This is a genomic window from Streptomyces sp. AP-93, assembly GCF_022808175.1.
Classification (GTDB): Bacteria; Actinomycetota; Actinomycetes; order Streptomycetales; family Streptomycetaceae; genus Streptomyces.
The window spans coordinates 113,940-134,647 of record NZ_JALGBX010000007.1; the positions used below are offsets into that span (position 1 = coordinate 113,940).

The window sequence follows — 20,708 nt, forward strand, 5'->3', positions numbered from 1 at the left end:
GGAGCGTCTCGCCAGGCGGCCCACGGGCCCCTTCACCCCCAGCGACCTTTAGACTCGACCTTTGGCACCTTTGTGTCCTTGTGCCGAGCGCGTCCTGCGCGTCGCGCGGGGGACCCACCAGCCAGCCATCGGAAGTACGGGAAGAGATGTCGGCACCGAACAAGTCGTACGACCCTGTCGAGGTCGAGGCACTGAAACCGGAAGAGATCGAGCGCATGCGGGACGAGGCGCTCGCCGCCTTCGCCGCCGCCGGCGACCTCGACGAACTTCGCGAGGCGAAGACCGCGCACATGGGCGACCGCTCGCCCCTGGCGCTCGCCAACCGAGAGATCGGCGCGCTGCCCCCGCAGGCCAAGGCCACGGCGGGCAAGCTCGTGGGCCAGGCCCGGGGCGCCGTGAACAAGGCCTTCGGGGCCCGCACGGTCGCGCTCGAAGCCGAGCGCGACGAGCGGGTGCTGGTCGAGGAGGCGGTGGACGTCACGCTGCCCTACGACCGCGTGCCCGCCGGCGCCCGGCACCCCTTGACCACGCTGATGGACCGCATCGCGGACATCTTCGTGGCCATGGGGTACGAGGTCGCGGAGGGCCCCGAGGTCGAGGCGGAGTGGTTCAACTTCGACGCCCTCAACTTCACGCCCGACCACCCCGCGCGCCAGATGCAGGACACCTTCTTCGTCCGGGGGCCGGAAGGCACCGAGGGCGACGAGTCCGGGGTCGTGCTGCGTACTCACACCTCGCCGGTGCAAGCGCGCTCGCTGCTGGAGCGCAAGCCCCCCGTCTACATCGTGTGTCCGGGGCGGGTGTACCGCACCGACGAGCTCGACGCGACGCACACCCCGGTCTTCCACCAGGTCGAGCTGCTCGCCGTGGACGAGGGCCTGACCATGGCGGACCTCAAGGGCACCATGGACCACATGGTGCAGGAGCTGTTCGGCGAGGGCACCACCACGCGCCTGCGCCCGCACTTCTTCCCCTTCACCGAGCCGTCCGCCGAGATGGACATGCAGTGCTACGTGTGCCGCGGCGCCTCGGTGGGCAACCCCGACCGCCCGTGCCGTACCTGTTCCAGCGAGGGCTGGATCGAGCTCGGCGGCTGCGGCATGGTCAACCCGAAGGTGCTCATCGCCTGCGGTGTGGACCCGGAGAAGTACAGCGGGTTCGCCTTCGGCTTCGGCATCGAGCGGATGCTGATGTTCCGCCACAACGTAGAAGACATGCGAGACATGGTCGAGGGTGACGTTCGTTTCACCCGGCCGTTCGGGAGTGAGATCTGATGCGCGTCCCGCTTTCTTGGCTGCGGGAGTACGTCGACCTCCCCGCGGGTGAAACAGGTCGCGACGTGGCCCACAAGCTCGTCGACGCCGGCCTCGAGGTCGAGACCGTCGAGCAGCTCGGCGGTGGGCTGGGGGGCCCGCTCGTCGTCGGCCAGGTGCTGACCATCGAGGAGCTCGAAGGCTTCCGCAAGCCGATCCGCTTCTGCACGGTGGACGTCGGCGCAGCCAACGGCACCGGCCTGCCGCAGGAGATCGTCTGCGGCGCCCGGAACTTCTCCGTCGGCGACAAGGTCGTCGTGGTCCTGCCCGGCGCGGTGCTGCCCGGCGACTTCGCGATCGCCGCCCGCGAGACGTACGGCCGCACCTCGCACGGCATGATCTGCTCCGGCGACGAGCTGGGCATGGGCGACGACGGCACGCACGGCATCATCGTGCTGCCGCACGAGCACGAGGTCGGCAGCGACGCGATCAAGCTCCTGGAGCTCGTCGACGAGGTCCTCGACATCGACATCACCCCGGACCGCGGCTACTGCATGTCCATGCGCGGTGTGGCCCGCGAGGCCGCCACCGCGTACGGCCTGCCGCTGCGCGACCCGGCGCTGCTCGACGTGCCCGCGCCGAACTCGTACGGCTACGCCGTCAAGATCGACGACCCGCAGGGCTGCGACCGCTTCACCGCCCGCACGGTGACCGGCCTCGACCCCGAGGCGCGCTCCCCGATCTGGCTCACGCGCCGCCTCCAGAAGGCGGGCATGCGCCCGATCTCGCTCGCCGTCGACATCACCAACTACGTGATGCTGGAACTCGGCCAGCCGCTGCACGCCTACGACCGCTCGCGGATCGACGGCACCATCGGCGTCCGCCGGGCCGAGCAGGGCGAGAAGTTCACCACCCTGGACGGGGTCAAGCGCACGCTCGACGCCGAGGACCTGGTGATCACCGACAACAGCGGCCCGATCGGGCTCGCCGGTGTCATGGGCGGCGCCAACACCGAGATCGCCGACTCGGTGACCGACCACGAGACCGGAGCCGTCACCGGCACCACGGACGTGGTCGTGGAGGCCGCGCACTTCGACTCCGTGTCGATCTCGCGCACCGCCCGCCGCCTCAAGCTGTCCTCCGAGGCCTCCAAGCGCTTCGAGCGCGGCGTCGACCCGCAGGCCGCCGCCGCTGCCGCGCAGCGCACCGTCGACCTGCTCGTGCTGCTCGCGGGCGGCACCGCCGAGGCCGGCGTCACCGAGCTCACCGCCCCGGGCGCCCCGCGCACCATCGCGATGAGCGCGGACCACCCCGACAAGGTCGCGGGCATGCAGTACGGCCGGGAGACCGTCGTACGCCGCCTGCAGGAGGTCGGCTGCGACGTCTACGGCCAGGACGAGCTCGTCGTCACGGCGCCCTCGTGGCGGCCCGACCTCGCCGAGCCCAACGACCTCGCCGAGGAAGTCATCCGGCTGGAGGGCTACGGGAACCTCCCCTCCACCCTCCCGCAGGTGCCCTCCGGCCGCGGTCTGACCGCCCGGCAGGAGCTGCACCGCCGGGTGGGCCGCGCGCTGGCCGGCGCGGGCTACGTCGAGGCGCTCAGCTACCCCTTCCTGGGCGAGGGCGTCTTCGACCAGCTCCAGCTGCCCGCGCACGACGCCTCCCGCCAGGTCGTCAAGCTGGTCAACCCGATCTCCGACGAGGAGCCGGCGCTGCGCACCACGCTGCTGCCGGGTCTGCTCGGCGCGCTGCGCCGCAACGACAGCCGGGGCAGCCACGACCTCGCGCTCTTCGAGACCGGCTCGGTCTTCCGGGCCGCCGCGCAGCCGGGCGTCGCGGTACGCCTCGGCGTCGACCGGCGTCCCACCGACGAGGAGATCGCCACCCTGGACGCGGCCCTGCCCGCGCAGCCGCGCTACGCCGCGGTCGTGCTGGCCGGGGCCCGCGAGCAGGCCGGCTGGTGGGGCAAGGGCCGTCCGGCCGACTGGGCCGACGCGGTCCAGGCGGCGCGCGCGCTGGCCGTCGAGGCCGGTGCGGAGCTCGTCATCCGCCAGGGCCGGTACGGCCCCTGGCACCCGGGCCGCTGCGCCGAGCTGCTCGTCACCCTGGACGGGGTGGAGACGGTCATCGGCCACGCCGGTGAGCTGCACCCGCGCGTGGTCAAGGCGATGGGCCTGCCGGCCCGCACCAGCGCCATGGAGCTCGACCTGGACCGCCTCGCGGCGGCCGGCGGCGCGGCTCTGCGGGCGCCCCGGATCTCCTCCTTCCCGGTGGCGACCCAGGACGTCGCGCTGATCGTGGACGCGTCGGTGCCGGCTTCGGCCGTCGAGGACGCGCTGCACAAGGGTGCCGGTGAACTGCTGGAGTCCCTGCGGCTGTTCGACGTGTTCGAGGGCGAGCAGGTGGGCGAGGGCAAGAAGTCCCTCGCGTACGCGCTGCGCTTCCGCGCGACCGACCGGACGCTGACCGCCGAGGAGTCGACGGCGGCGCGTGACGCGGCGGTTGCCCTGGCGGGCGAGCGCACGGGTGCGGTGCTGCGCGGCGCGTAGCCGCTGCCGCTTGCTGTGCCGAGGGGGTGCATCCCGATGCCGGGGTGCACCCCCTCACCCGTTCCCCGGGCCGGCCCTGCGGGGCTGGGTCCCCTACCCACCCTTCGCCCGTTCCCCGGGGCTCCGCCCCGGACCCCGCGCCTCAAACGCCGGCGAGGCTGATTTTTCAGCTCGCCCGGCGTTTGAGGGCAACGGGGGGGCTGGGGGCAGCGCCCCCGGTTTCGGGAAGGGGCGGGGTGGGGGAAGCCGCCCGCAGGGCTCGGCGGCTCGGGCCGCGGCGCGGACGTCCGGGCCGGTATCGGGGGACCACGCGGGCCGGGCCCGGTGGGTGGGCCCGGCGCGCGCTCGGTCCGGCCCGGCCGGGGCCCGGCGACCAACCAGGCCCCGGCGGAGCCGAAGCGCGCCGCCCGCCTGCCGTGGAGTGTCGGGCAGACAACAGGACGGGCGGCGCGGTTGACGGGTCGTCGCACTGTACGAGGGGGAGCCGACGACCCGAGCCACCTCTTGGCGAGGTGAGGCCCCTAAGTGAAGCGCCCGCCGGGGGCTTGGCGGCAGGGTGCGTATCGCATTTATGCGCGTACTGCGTTCACACCCCGTGTGAACCCCGCACCCACTAGCCTGGATCCGACGAGCCCTTGGAGCGGCCCATGCAGCCCAATGCCCTGCTCGACGCCCTCCTCGCCGAGGCGGGCATGTCCCACGCAGGACTCGCCGCGTACGTGAACCAGGCGGGACGCTCCCGCGGACTCGCCCTGCGCTACGAACACACCGCCGTGGCACGGTGGTTGAAGGGGCAGCGCCCGCGCGGCCAGGTCCCGGACCTGATCTGCGAGGTGATCGGGGGCCGGCTGCGGCGGCCGCTCACCCTCGACGACGCCGGGTTCGGTCTGCCCGGGCAGCCCGCCGATCCGCACGGCCGTGGCGGCACAGTCCCGCTCAGCGGCTTCGTCGACCGGGCGGCCGCCCTGTGGCGCTGCGACGGCAACGGCCGGCAGCCCCTCGACGCAGGGGCCCTGACCGGTACCCCCGCGGTGATGCCCGTGTGGGAGTGGGAGAACCCGCCGGAGGACGCCGACGTGTCCCGCGAGGGGCCGACCCGCGTCGGACCCGAGCACGTGGAGATCCTGAAGGCCGCCCGCGCGCACTACGAGCTGATGTACCGCCGGGCCGGCGGCGTGGCCACCCGCGACCGGGTCGTCCGCTTCCTCGGCACCGAGACCGCCCCCATGCTGCGCGGCAGTTACTCCGACGGACTCGGCCGCAGCCTGCACCGGGCGGGCGGTTCCCTGGTGGCCGTGGCGGGGATCTGCGCGTACGACTCGGACGCGCACGGGCTGGCCCAGCGCTATTTCCATCAGGCGCTGAGGCTGGCCAAGGCGAGCGGGGACCGCGGGCTCGGGGCCTATGTGATCGCGCTGATCGTCAACCAGTGCCTGCACCTACGGGAGTTCCGCCAGGCCGTGGCCTTCGCCGAGGCCGCCCTGCGCGCGGCCGGCCCGCACACCACCCCGGCCCTGGCCGCGGACCTGTACGCCATGCAGGCCAAGGCGTACGCCCAACTCGGCGATACGACGGCCGCGTTGGCCTGCATCTGCAAGGCGGAGGCGGCTGCGGAGCGGATCCGTCCCGGCACGGAGCCGGACGAGACGGGGTACGTGCAGCCCGGGCTGGTCAACGTACAGGTGGCGGAGGCGCTGCTCGGTCTGGGTGATCTGCGGGCGGCCCGGGAGCAGGCTTCGGCCGCGGTCGGGACCCCCGCGCACGACCGGGGCCGGGTGCACCGGCTCGCGATGCTGTGCGAGATCCAGCTGCGTCAGGGCGAGGCCGATCAGGCGGTGGCTTCGGCGGCCGAAATGGCCGAGCGGGCCAAGGGGATGGAGTCCCTGCGCCTGCGCGACCGGCTGCGCGCGGTCCGGGAGCAGTTGCTGACCAGTGGTTGCTCGGGGGCCGAGGGCGCGGCCGAGCTCATCGACGGGGCGCTGCGCGTTCCGCTGTGACATCCCCGCGGCGTTCTCTGCGCCGCCCTCTGCGCGTTCCCCTGGGCGGGGGTGAACTGCTGCCATGTTGCCACCTACTCGATCGGAAGGTGGCAGAACCGTGCAGTGGACGAACCTGAGTGAGCAAACCGTGTACACGAACCGCTGGTTCGACGTGAATCTCGCCGACGTGGAGCTCCCCGACGGCCGGCACCTGGACCACTTCGTCATCCGGCTGCGCCCGGTCGCCGTCGCCACGGCCGTCAACGAGGCGGGCGAGGTGCTGCTGCTGTGGCGCCACCGCTTCATCACCGACAGCTGGGGCTGGGAACTGCCCGCCGGGGTCGTCGAGGACGGGGAGTCCGTGGAGCGCGCGGCCGCCCGCGAGATGGAGGAGGAGTCGGGCTGGCGGCCCGGCCCCCTGCACCACCTGATGACCGTCGAGCCGTCCAACGGGCTGACCGACGCCCGCCACCACCTCTACTGGGCGGACGGCGCCACCTACACGGGCCACCCCGAGGACGAATTCGAGTCCTCGCGCCGCGAGTGGGTACCGCTCAAGCTGGTTCCCGACATGATCGCGCGAGGCGAGATCCCGGCCGCCAACATGGCGGCCGGGCTGTTGCTGCTGCACCACCTGCGGCTCGGCTGAGCCGCGGGCGGCCGCCCGTACGGGTCAGCCGTACGGGTAGAAGCCCGAGCCGGTCTTGCGGCCGAGGCGGCCGGCGTCGACCATGCGCTGGAGCAGCGGGGGAGCCGCGTACAGGGGCTCCTTGAACTCCGCGTACATCGAGTCGGCCACCGAGGCCACCGTGTCCAGACCGATGAGGTCCGCGAGCTTCAGCGGGCCCATCGGGTGGGCGCAGCCCAGCTCCATGCCGTTGTCGATGTCCTCGCGGCTCGCGATGCCCGACTCGAACATCCGGATCGCGGACAGCAGGTACGGGATCAGGAGCGCGTTGACGACGAAGCCGGAACGGTCCTGGGCGCGGATCGCGTGCTTGCCCAGCGCCTGGCCGACCAGCGCCTCGGCGCGCTTGATGGTCTCGTCGCTCGTCGTCAGCGCCGGGATCAGCTCGACGAGCTGCTGCACCGGGGCCGGGTTGAAGAAGTGGATGCCGATGACCTGGTCGGGCCGCGAGGTCGCGACGGCCAGCTTGACCAGCGGGATCGAGGAGGTGTTGGAGGCGAGGATCGCGTCCGGGCGGGTGACCACCTGGTCGAGGACCTGGAAGATCTCCGTCTTGACCTGCTCGTTCTCGACGACCGCCTCGATGACGAGGTCGCGGTCGGCGAACTCGCCGAGATCGGTGGTGAACGAGAGGCGGGCCAGGGTCGCGTCCCGCTCCTCCTCGCTGATCTTGCCGCGTTCGGCGGCCCTGGTCAGAGAGGTGTGCAGCCGGGTCCGCCCGAGCTCGAGGGCCTCGCCGGTGGTTTCGGCGACCATCACCTCGAGCCCGCTCCGGGCGAACACCTCCGCGATGCCCGCGCCCATCTGGCCACAGCCCACTACGCCGACGCGTGCGATGTCGTCTGGGAGGTCCGTCACATCGTGCCTTTCGCTGCTCTCCATCGCGGGTCCCCCGTACTCGTGCAGTGGTAACTGCGTTCCGGCGCCCGCCACGCCCCCCGACGTTACCCCCGTCCTTGCCCGGCGTGGCGGGCCGGGGCGGGCATGCTGGGCGGACACGAGGCAATGTCACGGAGCGGAACGGAGTCGTCACATGGCGTCCATCGGAAGGCGGAGCATGCTGGCAGGCGCGGCCGGGGTGCTGGCGGCGGTGGCGACGGCGGCCCCGGCGAGAGCGGGCAGGCCGTCACGGGCGGGAGAGGGGGAGCGGGTGCGCGGGGCGGGCGAGGCCGAGTTCCGCGGGATGTGGGTCGCCTCCGTGCAGAACGTGGACTGGCCGTCGCGCAGCGGGCTCTCCGCGCGGGAGCAGCGCGCCGAACTGCTGGCGCTCCTCGACACCGCCGTCGCCCGCCGCCTCAACGCGGTGATCCTCCAGGTCCGGCCCACCGCCGACGCGATGTGGCCCTCGGCGCGCGAGCCCTGGTCGCAGTGGCTGACCGGGGAGCAGGGGGTCGACCCCGGCTGGGACCCGCTCGGCACGGCGGTCGCCGAAGCGCACGCCCGGGGGCTGGAACTGCACGCCTGGTTCAACCCGTACCGGGTGGCCAACCACACCGACCGGAGCCTGCTGGCACCCGGGCACCCGGCCCGCCGCAACCGGGGCTGGACCGTGCCCTACGGCGGCAAGCTGTACTACAACCCCGGACTTCCGGAAGTCCGCCGCTTCGTGCAGGACGCCATGCTCGACGCCGTCGCCCGCTACCCCCTCGACGGGGTCCACTGGGACGACTACTTCTACCCGTACCCCGTCGAGGGCCGCGATTTCGACGACGACGCCGCCTACGAGCAGTACGGACGGGACTTCGCGACCCGCGCCGACTGGCGCCGCCACAACACCGACACCCTGGTCCGCGAGATGTCCGAGCGGCTGCGGGCGCTGCGCCCCCGGGCGCGCTTCGGCATCAGCCCCTTCGCCGTCTGGCGCAACTCCGACCGTGATCCGCTCGGTTCGCCGACGCGGGCGGGCGTCGCCACGTACGACGACCTGTACGCGGACACCCGCAAGTGGGTGCGCGAGGGCTGGATCGACTACATCGTGCCGCAGGCGTACTGGCAGCTCGGGCATCCGGCCGCCGACTACGCCGCCATCGTCCCCTGGTGGGCGCGCACGGTCGCCGGCACCCGCGTCCAGCTCTACGTGGGGGAGGCGCTGTACCGCTGCGACGCGCAGAGCTCCACGGCCGCCTGGCGCGACCCGCGTGAGCTGTCCCGGCACCTGCGGTTCGCCGCCGGATACCCCGAGGTCCGCGGCCACGTCTACTTCTCCGCGAAGCAGGTGGTCGCGGACCCCAACGGGGCGTTGGCCCAGGTGGTCGCCGATCACTACCCGACGCCGGTGGCGGTGCCGCCGCGCTGATCCGGTGCGCTGATCCGGTGCGCTCGTCCGGTGCGCTGCGGCGGTCCTCCCCGGCGCTCCGGCCGCCGCTCCTCAGCGGTCGTGCTCGGCCGGGTGCTTCACGACGCAGTCGGGGCCGGGGGACATGATGGCCTCGTGTCCGTCCGTGAAGCGGACCCGGTAGGGAGGGGTTCCGTTCTCTCCCAGGACCTGGGTGATCTCACCGACCTTGTCGTGCTGGCCCACGATCCTGCCGTGCTGAACCAGCTGGTCGCCCTCGGTCGCGCGCATGCTGACCTCCTCGGTGGCGGTCCGATCCGGTGCTAGCAGTTTAGGTCGTCCGGCCCCTTTTTGGCCCATCGGGCCGCTGAGTCACCGCGATGCAGACGAGCACCGCGCAGGCGGCGACGGGCGCGGCCGGGGACAGGCGTTCGCCGAGCAGCAGCACCGACCACAGCAGGGTCAGCAGCGGCTGCGCGAGCTGGAGCTGGCTGGCGCGGGCCGCGCCGATCTCGGCCATGCCCCGGTACCAGACGAAGAGGCCGAGGAACGAGGAGCCGACCGCCACCCAGACGAGCCCGGCCACCCCGCGGCCGGTCGGATCGGCCGGTTCGTACGCGAGCCCGAGCGCGGAGCCGGCCACGCCGATGGGCAGGCACAGCACCAGCGCCCAGGCGATCACCTGCCAGCCGGGCAGCAGCCGGGCCAGGCGCCCGCCCTCGGTGTACCCGGCGGCGCACACCAGCAGCGCGGCGAAGAGGAAGGCGTCGCCGGCCGAGAGGGCGCCGCCGCTCTGGGCCACGGTGAAGCCGAGGACGACGACCGCGCCGGCGACGGCCGCGGCCCAGAACCGCCGGGAGGGCCGGGCTCCGGTGCGCAGCGAGGAGACGACCGCGGTGGTGAGCGGCAGCAGGCCGACCACCACGGCGGCGTGCGAGGTGGTGGAGGTCTGCAGGGCGAGGGTGGTCAGCAGGGGGAAGCCGACGACCACACCGCCCGCGACGACCGCCAGCCCCGCCCAGTGGGCGCGGGCGGGCACCGGGACGCGCAGGGCCAGCAGGAAGGCTCCGGCCGTCAGGCCCGCGAGCAGACAGCGCAGGCCGAAGAGCGACCACGGGCCGAAGCTCTCCAGGCCCCACGCGGTGCCGGGGAAGGTCAGAGAGAAGGTGACGACTCCGGCCGCCGCGAGAGTGGTGCCCCCGAGGGCGGGCCGGGGCCGACGTGCCGCGGTACCTCGAACTGCTATCGCGTTCGGGAGAGTAGCGCTATTCTGTGCTGTCATGTACGAGCGTAGCAGTGTGGCGGAACTGGCGGAATCCCTTCGAGTCGAGCTCGACCGCTACTCGGTGGGTGGAAAGCTCCCGTCGAGCCGGGCCCTGGTCGAGCAGTACCGGGTCAGCCCCGTCACCGTCTCCCGGGCCCTCGCCCAGCTCGCCGCCGAAGGCCTGGTGGTCACCCGCCCCGGCGCCGGCGTCTACCGCGCGCAGCCCCGTACGCAGGCCCCCGCGCCCGGCGACACCTCCTGGCAGGCCGTCGCCCTGAGCGCCGAGGACTCCGGCGAGGTGGTGCCGCGCTCCGTGGACGCCTCCGGGGTGCTGGTCACCCTGGCCGCCCCGCCCGCCGGGGTCATCGAACTGCACAGCGGCTACCTGCACTCGGTGCTCCAGCCCGAGCGGGCCATGGCGGCGGCCCTCGCCCGGGCCGGCCGGCGGCCCGGAGTGTGGGGGCGGCCGCCCGTGGAGGGCCTGGCGGAACTGCGGGACTGGTTCGCCCGCGAGATCGGTGGCGCGGTCGCGGCCGGGGACGTCCTGGTGACCGCGGGCGGCCAGAGCGCGCTCGCCACCGCACTGCGGGCGCTCGCACCGCCCGGGGCGCCGATCCTCGTCGAATCCCCGACCTATCCGGGACTGCTGGCCATCGCGCGGGCCGCCGGCTGCCGGCCGGTGCCCGTCCCGGTGGACGCGGACGGGGTCCGGCCGGAGCTGCTGGCCGCCGCCTTCGAAGCGACCGGGGCGCGGGTGTTCGTATGCCAGCCGCTGTTCCAGAACCCGACCGGGGCCGTCCTGTCCGGCGAGCGGCGGGGAGAGGTGCTGCGGATCGCGCGCGCCGCCGGGGCGTTCGTGCTGGAGGACGACTACGCGCGGTCCCTGGCCCACGAGGACTCGGGCCCGCTGCCCGCGCCGCTCGCCGCCGAGGACCCGGACGGGGTGGTCGTCCACGTGCGGTCGCTGACCAAGGTCACCTCGCCCAGCCTGCGGGTGGGCGCCCTGGCGGCCCGGGGCCCGGTCTTCGACCGGCTGCGCGCCATCCAGGTCGTGGACAGCTTCTTCGTGCCCCGGCCGCTCCAGGAAGCCGCCCTGGAACTGGTCGGCGCGCCCGCCTGGCCGCGCCACCTCAAGGCCGTCGCCGCCGAGCTGCGCCACCGCCGGGACGTGCTCACGGGGGCGCTGCGGCGGGAGCTGCCGGAGCTGGAGGTGCCCCATCCGCCGCGCGGCGGCTACCAGTTGTGGGCGCGGCCCGGCGGGGGCGGCGACGACGCGGCCTTCGTGGCGGCCGCCCTGCGGGCCGGGGTCGCGGTCGCGCCGGGACGGCCGTACTTCTGCGCGGAACCGCCCGGTCCGTTCGTCCGGCTGAGCTTCGCCGGGGTGTCCGGCGCGGGCGAGCTGACCGAGGCCGTCCGGCGGCTGCGGTCCGGGCTTCGTCTCGACGCTTGACCCCGTGCGGCACACGGCTCACCATCGCCGCATGCATGTTCGGGTTTCGCTAGTCGCAGCAGCCCGTGGTACCTCGCTGCTCGCCGAGCGCTTCGACGACGACCGCCCTCTCGACGTGGACGGCTGGCGCGCGGTGGAATCCGCCGCGCGCGGGCTCGTGCCGCTGGGCTCGGCCGAGCTCCGCTACTGTTCGCCGACCTCGCGCAGCCGGGCCACCGGGACCGCCCTCGGCTACGCCCCGATGGCACAGCCCGCGCTGCGGGAGTGCGACATGGGCTACTGGCGCGGACTCACCCTGGCCGAGGTGGCGGCCCGGGACCCCGCGGCCGTGGACCTCTGGCTCACCGATCCGCACGCAGCGCCGCACGGCGGGGAGTCCCTCCTCGCCTTCATCGCCCGGATCGGCGGCTGGCTCGACACCCGGCCGGCCGACGACGGCGGAGCGATCGTGGCGGTGGCGGAGCCGTCGGTGGTCCGGGCGGCCCTCGTGTACGCCCTGAACGCCCCGCCGCTGACGTACTGGAACGTGGACGTCCGCCCCCTGTCCACGCTCACCCTCGCCGGACGGCCGCGGAGCTGGCACCTCTCCCTCCAGGCGCCCGTCTGAACCGGCTAAATCGGTTGAGGCGCAGGTGGGGCGTGCCTAGCCTGCGGGCATGGACGACATCACCGACACGTGCGCCGCGGGCATCCGGATCACCACGCTCGCGGAGCGGCCCGAACTGGCGGCCCGGCTCTGGGACATGAAGGACTCGTGGCCCGAGTTCGCCCAGCACGACGCGCTGGCCTGGCTGCTGTATCCGCGGATGGTGGCCGAGTTCCCGGAGTACGTCCTGATCGCCACGGACGGCGACGTGGTGGTCGCCCGGGGCTTCGGCGTGCCCTTCGCGCAGCACGCGCCGGGCCGCGACGGGACGCTGCCCGCACAGGGCTGGGACCGGATCCTGATGTGGGCCTTCTCCGACCAGCGGCGCGGGGTCGAGGCCGACACCGTGAGCGCGATCGAGATCAGCGTCGCCACCGACCGGCAGGGCCAGGGCCTGTCCGGCCGGATGCTCGCCGCGATGCGGGAGAACGCCCGGGCGCGCGGTTTCGCCGAGGTGGTGGCGCCGGTCCGGCCCAGCGGAAAGCCGGCCGAGCCGGACACCTCCATCCACGAGTACGCGTACCGCACCCGCGAGGACGGCCTCCCGCACGATCCGTGGCTACGGGTCCACGTGCGCGCGGGTGGCGTCATCGACTCGGTGGCCCCGCTGTCGATGACGATCACCGGCTCCCTCGCGCAGTGGCGCGAGTGGACCGGCCTCCCCTTCGACGCGTCCGGCCCGGTCCGCGTTCCGGGCGCCCTGTCCCCGGTCCACTGCGAACCGGAGCAGGGCTTCGCGGTCTACGTGGAGCCCAACGTCTGGGTCCGGCACGCGCTGGGGGCGGTGGCGGAGGAGGGGAGGTAGATCCCTCCGATGCCCGCGTAGGTGGCCCGGTAGCCGCGCAGGAGTTCGTCCAGCGGGATCGTCAGCCGGGCCGGGCTGTCGCCGCTCGTGCTGATCGCCCCGGTCCTCCTGCTCGCGGCGCCGCCCCTCCTGCGCGCGAACCGGGCCCGGTTCATGACCTCGTGCACGGCCGTAGCGGTCGTGCTGCTCGGGTGGTCGCTCTTCGGCGTGCTGGAGGGGGGCTGGGTCTTCCTGCCCTCGTCGCTGCTCCTGCTGTGCGCGAACTTCGCAGACCCCCGCGCGTACGCGAATCCGGCCCCGGCCACGGTCTCCACGTTCGCCGCCGTGGTCGTCGCAGTGCTGCCCGCCGTCGGCTCACTGGCCGCCGCCGTCAAGCTGCTCGACGGCTGAACCGAGCAGCCGGTCACCCCGACGGGCCGGGCGGGAGCCGAAAGGGACGGCCTAGCGACCGCGGGGCTTACCGCGCTTGCCGGTGGACTTCGCCGTGGCCTTGCCGCCCTTGGGGGCGCCGGAGCGCGGGTTCTTGGCGGCCGGCTTGCCGCCCGACCGGGGGGCCGGCTTCCGGGCCGCCGGCTTCGCTTTCTTCTGCTCGGGCTCGGGCTGCGTACGGCCGCGCCCGCGCGAGCTGTTGACGGTCCGCCCGCGCACGATCCCGATGAACTCCTCGATCAGGTCGGGAGTGACGTCCGCCTCGGGCCACGACAGCGCCACACGCGACTCGGGGGCGTCCAGCAGGGTCCGGTACGTGAGGTCCTTGCGGTGGTGCAGCCGCGCGAGCGACTGGGGCACGACCAGGAGCCCGATGCCCGCCGCCACCAGCTCGATCGCGTCGGCCGTGGTCTCCGGGCGCTGGAGCGCGGCCTTGCCCGGCAGTTGCTCCCACTCGAGGGTGTCGTCCAGCGGGTGGAGCACGATGTCGTCGGCCAGCTCCGCGAGGGAGAGCTCCTCGACGGCGGCCATGAGGTGGTCCTTGGGGATCACGACGACCGTGGTCTCGGTGTAGAGCGGGATCGCGCTGAGGCCCGTACGGTCGATCGGCAGCCGGACGAACCCGGCGTCGGCGCCGCCGCCGCGCAGCAGGGCGGGGGCTTCGGCCGGAGCGACCTGGACGAGGGTCAGCGGAACGTCGGGCAGCCGCTCCTTCCAGATCCGGACCCACTTCGTGGGAGTCACCCCGGGGACGTATGCGAGCTGGAACGACGGGGGTGTCCGGGAGTCTGTCACCCGGCCAGATTACCGGCCGTGGTCGGAGGTGGCGCACATGCTCGATACCCTTGACCCCATGACGTCGCACCAGACCACCCAGACCATGAAGCCCGCTACTGCGGCGAAGAAGCTGGGTGTGTACCTCGAGGCCACCCCCGCAGAGTTCCAGGAGGGTGTCGTCTCGCGCACCGAGCTGACCGCCCTCCAGGCCGAGCCGCCCCAGTGGCTGCAGGACCTCCGGAACAACGGCCCGCACCCCCGTCCGGTGGTCGCGGCGAAGCTCGGCGTCTCCATCGCCGGTCTGGCGCGCGGCGGTGTCACCGAGGCGCTCACCACGGAGCAGATCGAGGCCCTCAAGCAGGAGATGCCGGAGTGGCTCGCGAAGGAGCGCGCCACCCAGGCCGACGTCCGCAAGGAGACCGTCCGCATCAAGCAGATGCAGGCGGAGAAGGCCGCGAAGACCGCGAAGACCGAGAAGTAGCCCGCAGGCAGGCAGCCGGGCGGCAGCCGGGAGGCCGACGCACATGACGATCGAGGACCTGGTGCGGCTGCGTCGCGCCCGGGACGTGATGGACCGGGACTACGCCGAGCCGCTGGACGTACCGGCCCTGGCGGGCGTCGCCCTCATGTCGCCCGGACACTTCTCCCGCAGCTTCCGGGCGGCCTTCGGCGAGACCCCGTACAGCTATCTGATGACCCGCCGCGTCGAGCGGGCCAAGGCGCTGCTGCGCCGGGGCGACCTGAGCGTGACCGAGGTCTGCTTCGCGGTCGGATGCACCTCGCTGGGGTCGTTCAGCTCGCGCTTCACGGAGCTGGTCGGTGAGACCCCCAGCGCCTACCGGGCCCGGCGGCACGAGGCCGGCGCCGCCATCCCGGCGTGTGTCGCCAAGGTCTTCACCCGGCCCGTCCGGAACTCCGCCGGCTCCGGGAGAGCGGGATCCACGACCGCGTCGTAGCGTTCGAGACATGGCCCTCAAGCTCTCGCAGTGCTTCATCGCCGTCGACGACCACGACAAGGCCCTCGCCTTCTACCGCGACGCCCTCGGCATGGAAGTCCGCAACGACGTCGCGTTCGAGGGGATGCGCTGGGTGACCGTCGGCTCGCCCGAGCAGCCCGACGTGGAGATCGTCCTCGAACCGCCGCTCGCCGATCCCGGCGCCTCGCCGGCCGACCGGCAGGCGGTGGCGGAACTGCTGGCCAAGGGAATGCTCCGCGGGGTGATCTTCTCGACGGACGACGTGGACGCCACCTTCGAGCGGATCCGGGCCGCGGGCGCCGAGGTGCTCCAGGAGCCCGTCGACCAGCCGTACGGGGTCCGCGACTGCGCCTTCCGAGATCCGGCCGGCAACATGCTCCGCTTCAACCAGCCCCGTACCCCAGGTACCGCAGGTACCCCACGCACCCCGCGAAACGGCTGACCGCGCTCAGCCGGCGGCGGCCCACCCGGGGACCGTCGGCAGCACCTGCTCGGCCACGCGCAGCACCACCGCGTCGTCGGGCACCGCGCCGTCGGAGCGCCACAGGTGCAGCTCGTAGGCGCCGCCGCCGTCCTTCGTGTCCCGGGCCACCACCAGGGTGCGGGTCGGGACGCCGGAGCCGCTGCTGGCATCGCTGCCGTCCAGGCGGAAGCTGATGCTGAGGGTGCGGTCCGAGTAGAAGGTGGCCGGGCGGCCCAGAACCGTCTGCGGCGGCGTGCCGTCCCCCAGGAGCCTGGCCAGCGTGGCGACCGTCAGCGGCCCGTCGGAGACCCTCAGGTGCACGGTGTAGGTCTCGAACTCGATCGTGGCCGTGGGGGTGTGGATCTCTTTGTCGCTGCCGAAGGGCTTGGAAGTGCTGCCGCCCCCGTTGGCGTTCTTCACGGCCTCCCCCGGAGTGCCCAGCAGATCGGCGAGATCGGGACGGTGCAGCGCCGCGCACAGCTGGGCCCCGGAGATCTGCGCCGACTCGCCCTTCTCGGGCTCCCCGTTCGAGCAGGTGACGGGCTTGCGCTCACCGCTCGAATTCACCGACTGCCCGGCCCCCCAGAGGCCGGCCCCCATGGCCCCGATCAAGGCCACGGCCAGGATGCCCTGGCCCATCGCCGCGCGCGCCGTGATCGTGCCGACCTGTTCGGTCATGTCCCCCACCTGCTGTGATCCCCCGGTATGTGCCCGGGGACACTAACCCGGTGATCATCTGGCGGACAAGGGAGTAACACTGGGGGAGTGAGGCCGGGGACTGCTTTGCATAAACGTGCGGTCGTACGTATAGTCATGCCATCGAGGAGGAGGGTCCGATGGTGGTACGTGTAGCGGTGGCCGGTGCGAGCGGATACGCGGGCGGGGAAGTGCTGCGCCTGCTGCTGGCCCACCCCGAGGTCGAGATCGGCGCGCTGACCGCGAACTCCAACGCCGGGCAGCCGCTCGGGGCGCTCCAGCCGCATTTGGTGCCGCTGGCCGGACGCATCCTGGAGCCGACCACGCCCGAGGTGCTCTCCGGTCATGATGTCGTCTTCCTGGCCCTTCCGCACGGGCAGTCCGCCGCCGTGGCCGCCCAGCTCGGCGAGGAGGTCCTCGTCGTCGACATGGGCGCCGACCATCGGCTGCGGGACTCCGCCGACTGGGACAAGTTCTACGGCGCCCCGCACGCCGGGACCTGGCCCTACGGCCTCCCCGAGCTGCCCGGCGCCCGAGCCGCCCTGGCAGGCACCAAGCGCATCGCCGTCCCCGGCTGCTACCCGACCGCCGTCTCGCTCGCGCTGTTCCCGGCCTACGCCGCTCAGCTCGCCGAGCCCGAAGCCGTGATCGTCGCCGCCTCCGGCACCTCCGGCGCCGGCAAGGCCCTCAAGCCGAACCTGCTCGGCTCCGAGGTCATGGGCTCCATGAGCCCGTACGGGGTCGGCGGCGGCCACCGCCACACGCCCGAGATGGTGCAAAACCTCAGCCCCGTCGCCGGGCAGCGGGTCTCCGTCTCCTTCACGCCCACGCTGGCGCCGATGCCCCGCGGCATCCTGGCCACCTGCACCGCCAAGGCGCTGCCGGGCACCACGGCCGACGCGGTCCGCGCCGCGTACGAGAAGGCGTACGCGGACGAGCCCTTCGTGCACCTGCTGCCCGAGGGCCAGTGGCCCGCGACGGCGTCCGTCTACGGTTCCAACGCCGTTCAGATCCAGGTCGCGTACGACGAGGCCGCGCAGCGGATCATCGCGATCAGCGCCATCGACAACCTCACCAAGGGCACCGCCGGCGGCGCGGTCCAGAGCATGAACATCGCCCTCGGCCTCCCCGAGGCGCTGGGTCTTTCCACGATCGGAGTCGCACCGTGAGCGTCACGGCAGCACAGGGGTTCACGGCGGCGGGCATCGCCGCCGGGATCAAGGCGAACGGCAATCCCGACCTGGCCCTCGTGGTCAACAACGGGCCGCGCCTGGCCGTGGCGGGCGTCTTCACCTCCAACCGGGTCAAGGCCGCACCCGTCCACTGGTCCGAGCAGGTCCTGCGCGGCGCCACCGTCAGCGCGGTCGTCCTCAACTCCGGCGGCGCCAACGCGTGCACCGGCCCCAAGGGCTTCCAGGACACCCACGCCACGGCCGAGAAGGTCGCCGAGGCCCTGAACGGGCACGGCGGCGAGGTCAACGCCGGCGAGGTCGCCGTCGCGTCCACCGGCCTGATCGGCGTCCTGCTCCCGATGGACAAGCTGCTCCCCGGCATCGATACCGCGGTCGCCGCGCTCTCCGCCGACGGCGGCGAGGCCGCCGCGATCGCCATCAAGACCACCGACACCGTCCACAAGACGGCCACCGTCTCCCAGGCCGGCTGGACGGTCGGCGGCATGGCCAAGGGCGCGGGCATGCTCGCCCCGGGCCTGGCCACCATGCTCGTCGTCCTCACCACCGACGCCGACGTGGACAGCGCCACCCTCGACAAGGCGCTGCGCGCCGCGACCCGCACCACCTTCGACCGGGTCGACTCCGACGGGTGCATGTCCACCAACGACACGGTGCTGCTGCTCGCCTCGGGCGCGTCCGGCCAGGTGCCGGCGTACGAGGCGTTCGCGGAAGCCGTACGCACGGTCTGCGACGACCTGGCCCGCCAGCTCATCGGAGACGCCGAGGGCGCCAGCAAGGACATCCGCATCGAGGTCATCGGCGCGGCCACCGAGGAGGACGCGGTCGAGGTCGGCCGGTCCATCGCCCGGAACAACCTGCTCAAGTGCGCCATCCACGGCGAGGACCCGAACTGGGGCCGCGTCCTGTCCGCGATCGGCACCACGAAGGCCGCCTTCGACCCGGACCGGCTGAACGTCGCCATCAACGACGTCTGGGTCTGCAAGAACGGCTCGGTCGGCGAGAGCCGCGACCTGGTGAGCATGAAGGGCCGCGAGGTCCGCATCACCGCCGACCTGTCCACCGGTTCCGAGTCCGCGGTCATCTGGGCCAACGACCTGACCGCCGAGTACGTCCACGAGAACAGCGCGTACTCCTCATGAGCATTGCACGCAAGCACACCGCCCTGCCCAAGGCCGAGATCCTCATCGAGGCCCTGCCCTGGCTGACGCGGCACAACGGCAAGGTCGTCGTGATCAAGTTCGGCGGCAACGCCATGATCGACGAGGACCTGAAGGCCGCCTTCGCCCAGGACGTCGTCTTCCTGCGCCAGGCCGGCCTGAAGCCGGTCGTCGTGCACGGCGGCGGCCCGCAGATCAACGCCCAGCTCGACAAGCAGGGCCTGGTCAGCGAGTTCAAGGCGGGCCTGCGCGTCACCACGCCCGAGGCCATGGACGTCGTACGGATGGTCCTGGCCGGGCAGGTCCAGCGCGAGCTGGTCGGGCTGCTCAACCAGCACGGGCCGCTGGCCGTCGGCATGACCGGCGAGGACGCCCACACGATCACCGCCGTCAAGCACACCCCCGAGATCGACGGCGAGAGCGTCGACATCGGGCGGGTCGGCGAGATCACCGCCATCGACACCGGCGCGATCGAAGCGCTGCTGGCGGACGGCCGGATCCCGGTCATCTCCTCCATCGCGCGCAGCGCCGACGACCACCACGTGTACAACGTGAACGCCGACACGGCCGCCGCGGCGCTCGCCGCCGCGCTCGGCGCCGAGACGCTGATGGTCCTCACCGACGTGGAGGGGCTCTACGCGGACTGGCCCAACAGCGACGAGGTCATCAGCAGGCTCACCGTCAGCCAGCTCGAGAAGCTGCTGCCCGAGCTGTCCAGCGGCATGGTCCCGAAGATGGAGGGCTGCCTGCACGCCGTCCGCAACGGGGTGACCACCGCCCGCGTGATCGACGGGCGGGTCCAGCACTCGATCCTGCTGGAGATCTTCACCGACGAGGGAATCGGCACGATGGTCGTGCTCGACGACCAAGGACTCAATACACAGGGAGGGGACCCCGCATGACCGGCAACCAGGAGTTCGCCGCCCGCTGGCAGGGCGCGCTGACCAATAATTACGGCACCCCCGCGCTGGCCCTCGTACGCGGCGAAGGCGCCCAGGTCTGGGACGCGGACGGCAAGCAGTACACCGACTTCGTCGGCGGTATCGCGGTCAACGCCCTCGGCCACGCGCACCCGGCCATCGTCGCCGCGGTGACCGAGCAGGTCTCCACCCTGGGCCACGTCTCCAACCTCTACGCCTCCGAGCCGGTCCTCGCGCTCGGCGAGCGGCTGCTCCAGCTCTTCGGACGCCCCGGCAAGGTTTTCTTCTGCAACTCCGGCGCCGAGGCCGTCGAGGCCGCCTTCAAGATCGGCCGGCTGACCGGGCGGACCCATATGGTCGCCACCGACGGCGGGTTCCACGGCCGCACCATGGGCGCCCTGGCGCTCACGGGCCAGCCCAAGAAGCAGGGCCCGTTCCTGCCGCTGCCGGGAGACGTCACCCACGTTCCGTACGGCGATGTGGAGGCCCTGCGGGCCGCTGTCACCGAAGAGACCGCGTTCGTGATCATCGAGCCGATCCAGGGCGAGAACGGCGTGGTCGTTCCTCCGGCCGGATACCTGACGGCGGCCCGCGAGATCACCCGGGCGACCGGCACCCTGCTCGTCCTCGACGAGGTGCAGACCGGCATCGGGCGCTGCGGCCAGTGGTTCGAGCACCAGGCCCACGAGGGCGTGGAGCCCGATGTCGTCACACTCGCGAAGGGTCTCGGCGGGGGTCTGCCGATCGGCGCCGTCGCCGCCTTCGGACCCGTGGCCGACCTGCTCCAGCCCGGCCAGCACGGCACCACCTTCGGCGGCAACCCGGTCGCGTGCGCCGCCGGCCTCGCGGTGATCGACACCATCGCCGCCGACGGACTCCTCGACCAGGTCAAGGAGCGCGGCGAGCGCTTGCGGGGCGGAATCGAAGGATTCGCACACCCGCTCGTCTCGCACGTCCGCGGCGCGGGCCTTCTGCTGGGTATCGTGCTGACCGAGCCGCTCGCACCGCAGGTGCAGCGCGCGGCTCAGGACGCCGGCTTCCTGGTCAACGCGCCCGCCCCCGACGTCGTACGGCTCATGCCTCCGTACGTGCTCTCCGAGGCCGAGGTGGACGCGTTCCTGCAGGCCCTGCCCGGCGTGCTGGACGCAGCGAAGTCCGCCGCGGACGTGGACGGATGATCAATCGGG

At 72.9% G+C, this 20,708-nt stretch carries 21 protein-coding genes; 16 read left to right on the forward strand and 5 right to left on the reverse strand.

All coding sequences use genetic code 11. From position 1 onward, the window contains the following. Nucleotides 1-146 precede the first annotated feature (146 nt). The 4 genes from pheS to MTF69_RS13930 all read left to right on the forward strand — a co-directional run bounded on the left by pheS (nucleotide 147) and on the right by MTF69_RS13930 (nucleotide 6,430). The gene (gene pheS / locus MTF69_RS13915; RefSeq protein ID WP_243334093.1) at nucleotides 147-1,274 is read left to right on the forward strand and encodes a phenylalanine--tRNA ligase subunit alpha; all 1,128 of its coding nucleotides are present in this window, start codon (nucleotides 147-149) and stop codon (nucleotides 1,272-1,274) included. Next, entirely contained in the window at nucleotides 1,274-3,802 is a 2,529-nt protein-coding gene (gene pheT / locus MTF69_RS13920) for a phenylalanine--tRNA ligase subunit beta (protein WP_243334095.1), read from the forward strand. Before pheS ends, pheT begins: the two co-directional genes overlap by 1 nt. A 647-nt stretch (nucleotides 3,803-4,449) precedes the next feature. Further along, the gene (locus MTF69_RS13925; RefSeq protein WP_243334097.1) at nucleotides 4,450-5,799 is read left to right on the forward strand and encodes a transcriptional regulator; all 1,350 of its coding nucleotides are present in this window, start codon (nucleotides 4,450-4,452) and stop codon (nucleotides 5,797-5,799) included. Between the two features lie 100 nt (nucleotides 5,800-5,899). Then, complete coding sequence (locus tag MTF69_RS13930; protein ID WP_243334099.1) at nucleotides 5,900-6,430, forward strand: NUDIX hydrolase; 531 nt, start codon at nucleotides 5,900-5,902, stop codon at nucleotides 6,428-6,430. Nucleotides 6,431-6,454: 24 nt separating this feature from the next. Here MTF69_RS13930 and MTF69_RS13935 read toward each other — a convergent pair whose 3' ends face one another. Then, a complete protein-coding gene (locus MTF69_RS13935) occupies nucleotides 6,455-7,351 on the reverse strand; it encodes a 3-hydroxybutyryl-CoA dehydrogenase (protein WP_243334100.1) in 897 nt (298 codons plus the stop codon). 151 nt (nucleotides 7,352-7,502) lie between these two features. Here MTF69_RS13935 and MTF69_RS13940 point away from each other — a divergent pair, with 151 nt between their 5' ends. Then, nucleotides 7,503-8,765: a glycoside hydrolase family 10 protein gene (locus MTF69_RS13940; RefSeq protein WP_243334102.1), complete on the forward strand. Its 1,263-nt coding sequence runs from the start codon at nucleotides 7,503-7,505 to the stop codon at nucleotides 8,763-8,765. Between the two features lie 72 nt (nucleotides 8,766-8,837). Here the strand turns inward: MTF69_RS13940 and MTF69_RS13945 are convergent, their stop codons facing one another. Together MTF69_RS13945 and MTF69_RS13950 are read right to left on the reverse strand one after the other, a co-directional pair. Next, a complete protein-coding gene (locus MTF69_RS13945; protein ID WP_243334104.1) occupies nucleotides 8,838-9,035 on the reverse strand; it encodes a DUF1918 domain-containing protein in 198 nt (65 codons plus the stop codon). Between the two features lie 40 nt (nucleotides 9,036-9,075). After that, nucleotides 9,076-10,026: a DMT family transporter gene (locus MTF69_RS13950; protein WP_243334107.1), complete on the reverse strand. Its 951-nt coding sequence runs from the start codon at nucleotides 10,024-10,026 to the stop codon at nucleotides 9,076-9,078. On the opposite strand from MTF69_RS13950, the gene MTF69_RS13955 reads away from it, so the two are divergent. The 4 genes from MTF69_RS13955 to MTF69_RS13970 all read left to right on the forward strand — a co-directional run bounded on the left by MTF69_RS13955 (nucleotide 10,025) and on the right by MTF69_RS13970 (nucleotide 13,299). After that, entirely contained in the window at nucleotides 10,025-11,458 is a 1,434-nt protein-coding gene (locus MTF69_RS13955) for a PLP-dependent aminotransferase family protein (protein WP_243334108.1), read from the forward strand. The two genes, MTF69_RS13950 and MTF69_RS13955, sit on opposite strands and share 2 nt — an antisense overlap. Before the next feature lie 31 nt (nucleotides 11,459-11,489). Then, on the forward strand, nucleotides 11,490-12,065 hold the full coding sequence (locus tag MTF69_RS13960; protein WP_243334110.1) for a histidine phosphatase family protein: 576 nt from the start codon (nucleotides 11,490-11,492) through the stop codon (nucleotides 12,063-12,065). Between the two features lie 49 nt (nucleotides 12,066-12,114). Next, a complete protein-coding gene (locus MTF69_RS13965) occupies nucleotides 12,115-12,909 on the forward strand; it encodes an N-acetyltransferase (protein WP_243334112.1) in 795 nt (264 codons plus the stop codon). Between the two features lie 87 nt (nucleotides 12,910-12,996). Then, nucleotides 12,997-13,299 (forward strand): hypothetical protein, encoded by a 303-nt coding sequence (locus MTF69_RS13970; RefSeq protein ID WP_243334114.1) that lies wholly within the window; start codon nucleotides 12,997-12,999, stop codon nucleotides 13,297-13,299. Between the two features lie 51 nt (nucleotides 13,300-13,350). Here MTF69_RS13970 and MTF69_RS13975 read toward each other — a convergent pair whose 3' ends face one another. Further along, a complete protein-coding gene (locus MTF69_RS13975; RefSeq protein ID WP_243334116.1) occupies nucleotides 13,351-14,133 on the reverse strand; it encodes a LysR family substrate-binding domain-containing protein in 783 nt (260 codons plus the stop codon). A gap of 37 nt (nucleotides 14,134-14,170) precedes the next feature. On the opposite strand from MTF69_RS13975, the gene MTF69_RS13980 reads away from it, so the two are divergent. From MTF69_RS13980 to MTF69_RS13990, 3 genes are read left to right on the forward strand one after another with little or no spacing between them, the layout of a single operon-like run. After that, nucleotides 14,171-14,596 carry a DUF5997 family protein gene (locus MTF69_RS13980; protein ID WP_243334117.1) on the forward strand — a complete coding sequence of 142 codons (426 nt, stop codon included), beginning with the start codon at nucleotides 14,171-14,173 and terminating at the stop codon, nucleotides 14,594-14,596. 43 nt (nucleotides 14,597-14,639) lie between these two features. After that, a complete protein-coding gene (locus tag MTF69_RS13985) occupies nucleotides 14,640-15,071 on the forward strand; it encodes a helix-turn-helix domain-containing protein (protein ID WP_243334119.1) in 432 nt (143 codons plus the stop codon). A 10-nt stretch (nucleotides 15,072-15,081) separates the two neighbouring features. Then, nucleotides 15,082-15,534, forward strand: a complete 453-nt coding sequence (locus tag MTF69_RS13990; RefSeq protein WP_243334121.1) for a VOC family protein — start codon at nucleotides 15,082-15,084, stop codon at nucleotides 15,532-15,534. Nucleotides 15,535-15,540: 6 nt separating this feature from the next. Here MTF69_RS13990 and MTF69_RS13995 read toward each other — a convergent pair whose 3' ends face one another. Further along, a complete protein-coding gene (locus MTF69_RS13995) occupies nucleotides 15,541-16,233 on the reverse strand; it encodes a DUF6215 domain-containing protein (RefSeq protein WP_243334123.1) in 693 nt (230 codons plus the stop codon). A gap of 158 nt (nucleotides 16,234-16,391) precedes the next feature. On the opposite strand from MTF69_RS13995, the gene argC reads away from it, so the two are divergent. From argC to MTF69_RS14015, 4 genes are read left to right on the forward strand one after another with little or no spacing between them, the layout of a single operon-like run. Then, nucleotides 16,392-17,420, forward strand: a complete 1,029-nt coding sequence (gene argC / locus MTF69_RS14000; RefSeq protein ID WP_243334125.1) for an N-acetyl-gamma-glutamyl-phosphate reductase — start codon at nucleotides 16,392-16,394, stop codon at nucleotides 17,418-17,420. Beyond that, entirely contained in the window at nucleotides 17,417-18,583 is a 1,167-nt protein-coding gene (gene argJ, locus MTF69_RS14005; protein WP_243334127.1) for a bifunctional glutamate N-acetyltransferase/amino-acid acetyltransferase ArgJ, read from the forward strand. The genes argC and argJ overlap by 4 nt, the downstream gene beginning before the upstream one ends. Next, entirely contained in the window at nucleotides 18,580-19,503 is a 924-nt protein-coding gene (gene argB / locus MTF69_RS14010; protein ID WP_243334128.1) for an acetylglutamate kinase, read from the forward strand. Before argJ ends, argB begins: the two co-directional genes overlap by 4 nt. Further along, nucleotides 19,500-20,699 (forward strand): acetylornithine transaminase, encoded by a 1,200-nt coding sequence (locus MTF69_RS14015; RefSeq protein ID WP_243334130.1) that lies wholly within the window; start codon nucleotides 19,500-19,502, stop codon nucleotides 20,697-20,699. The genes argB and MTF69_RS14015 overlap by 4 nt, the downstream gene beginning before the upstream one ends. Nucleotides 20,700-20,708: the final 9 nt, after the last annotated feature.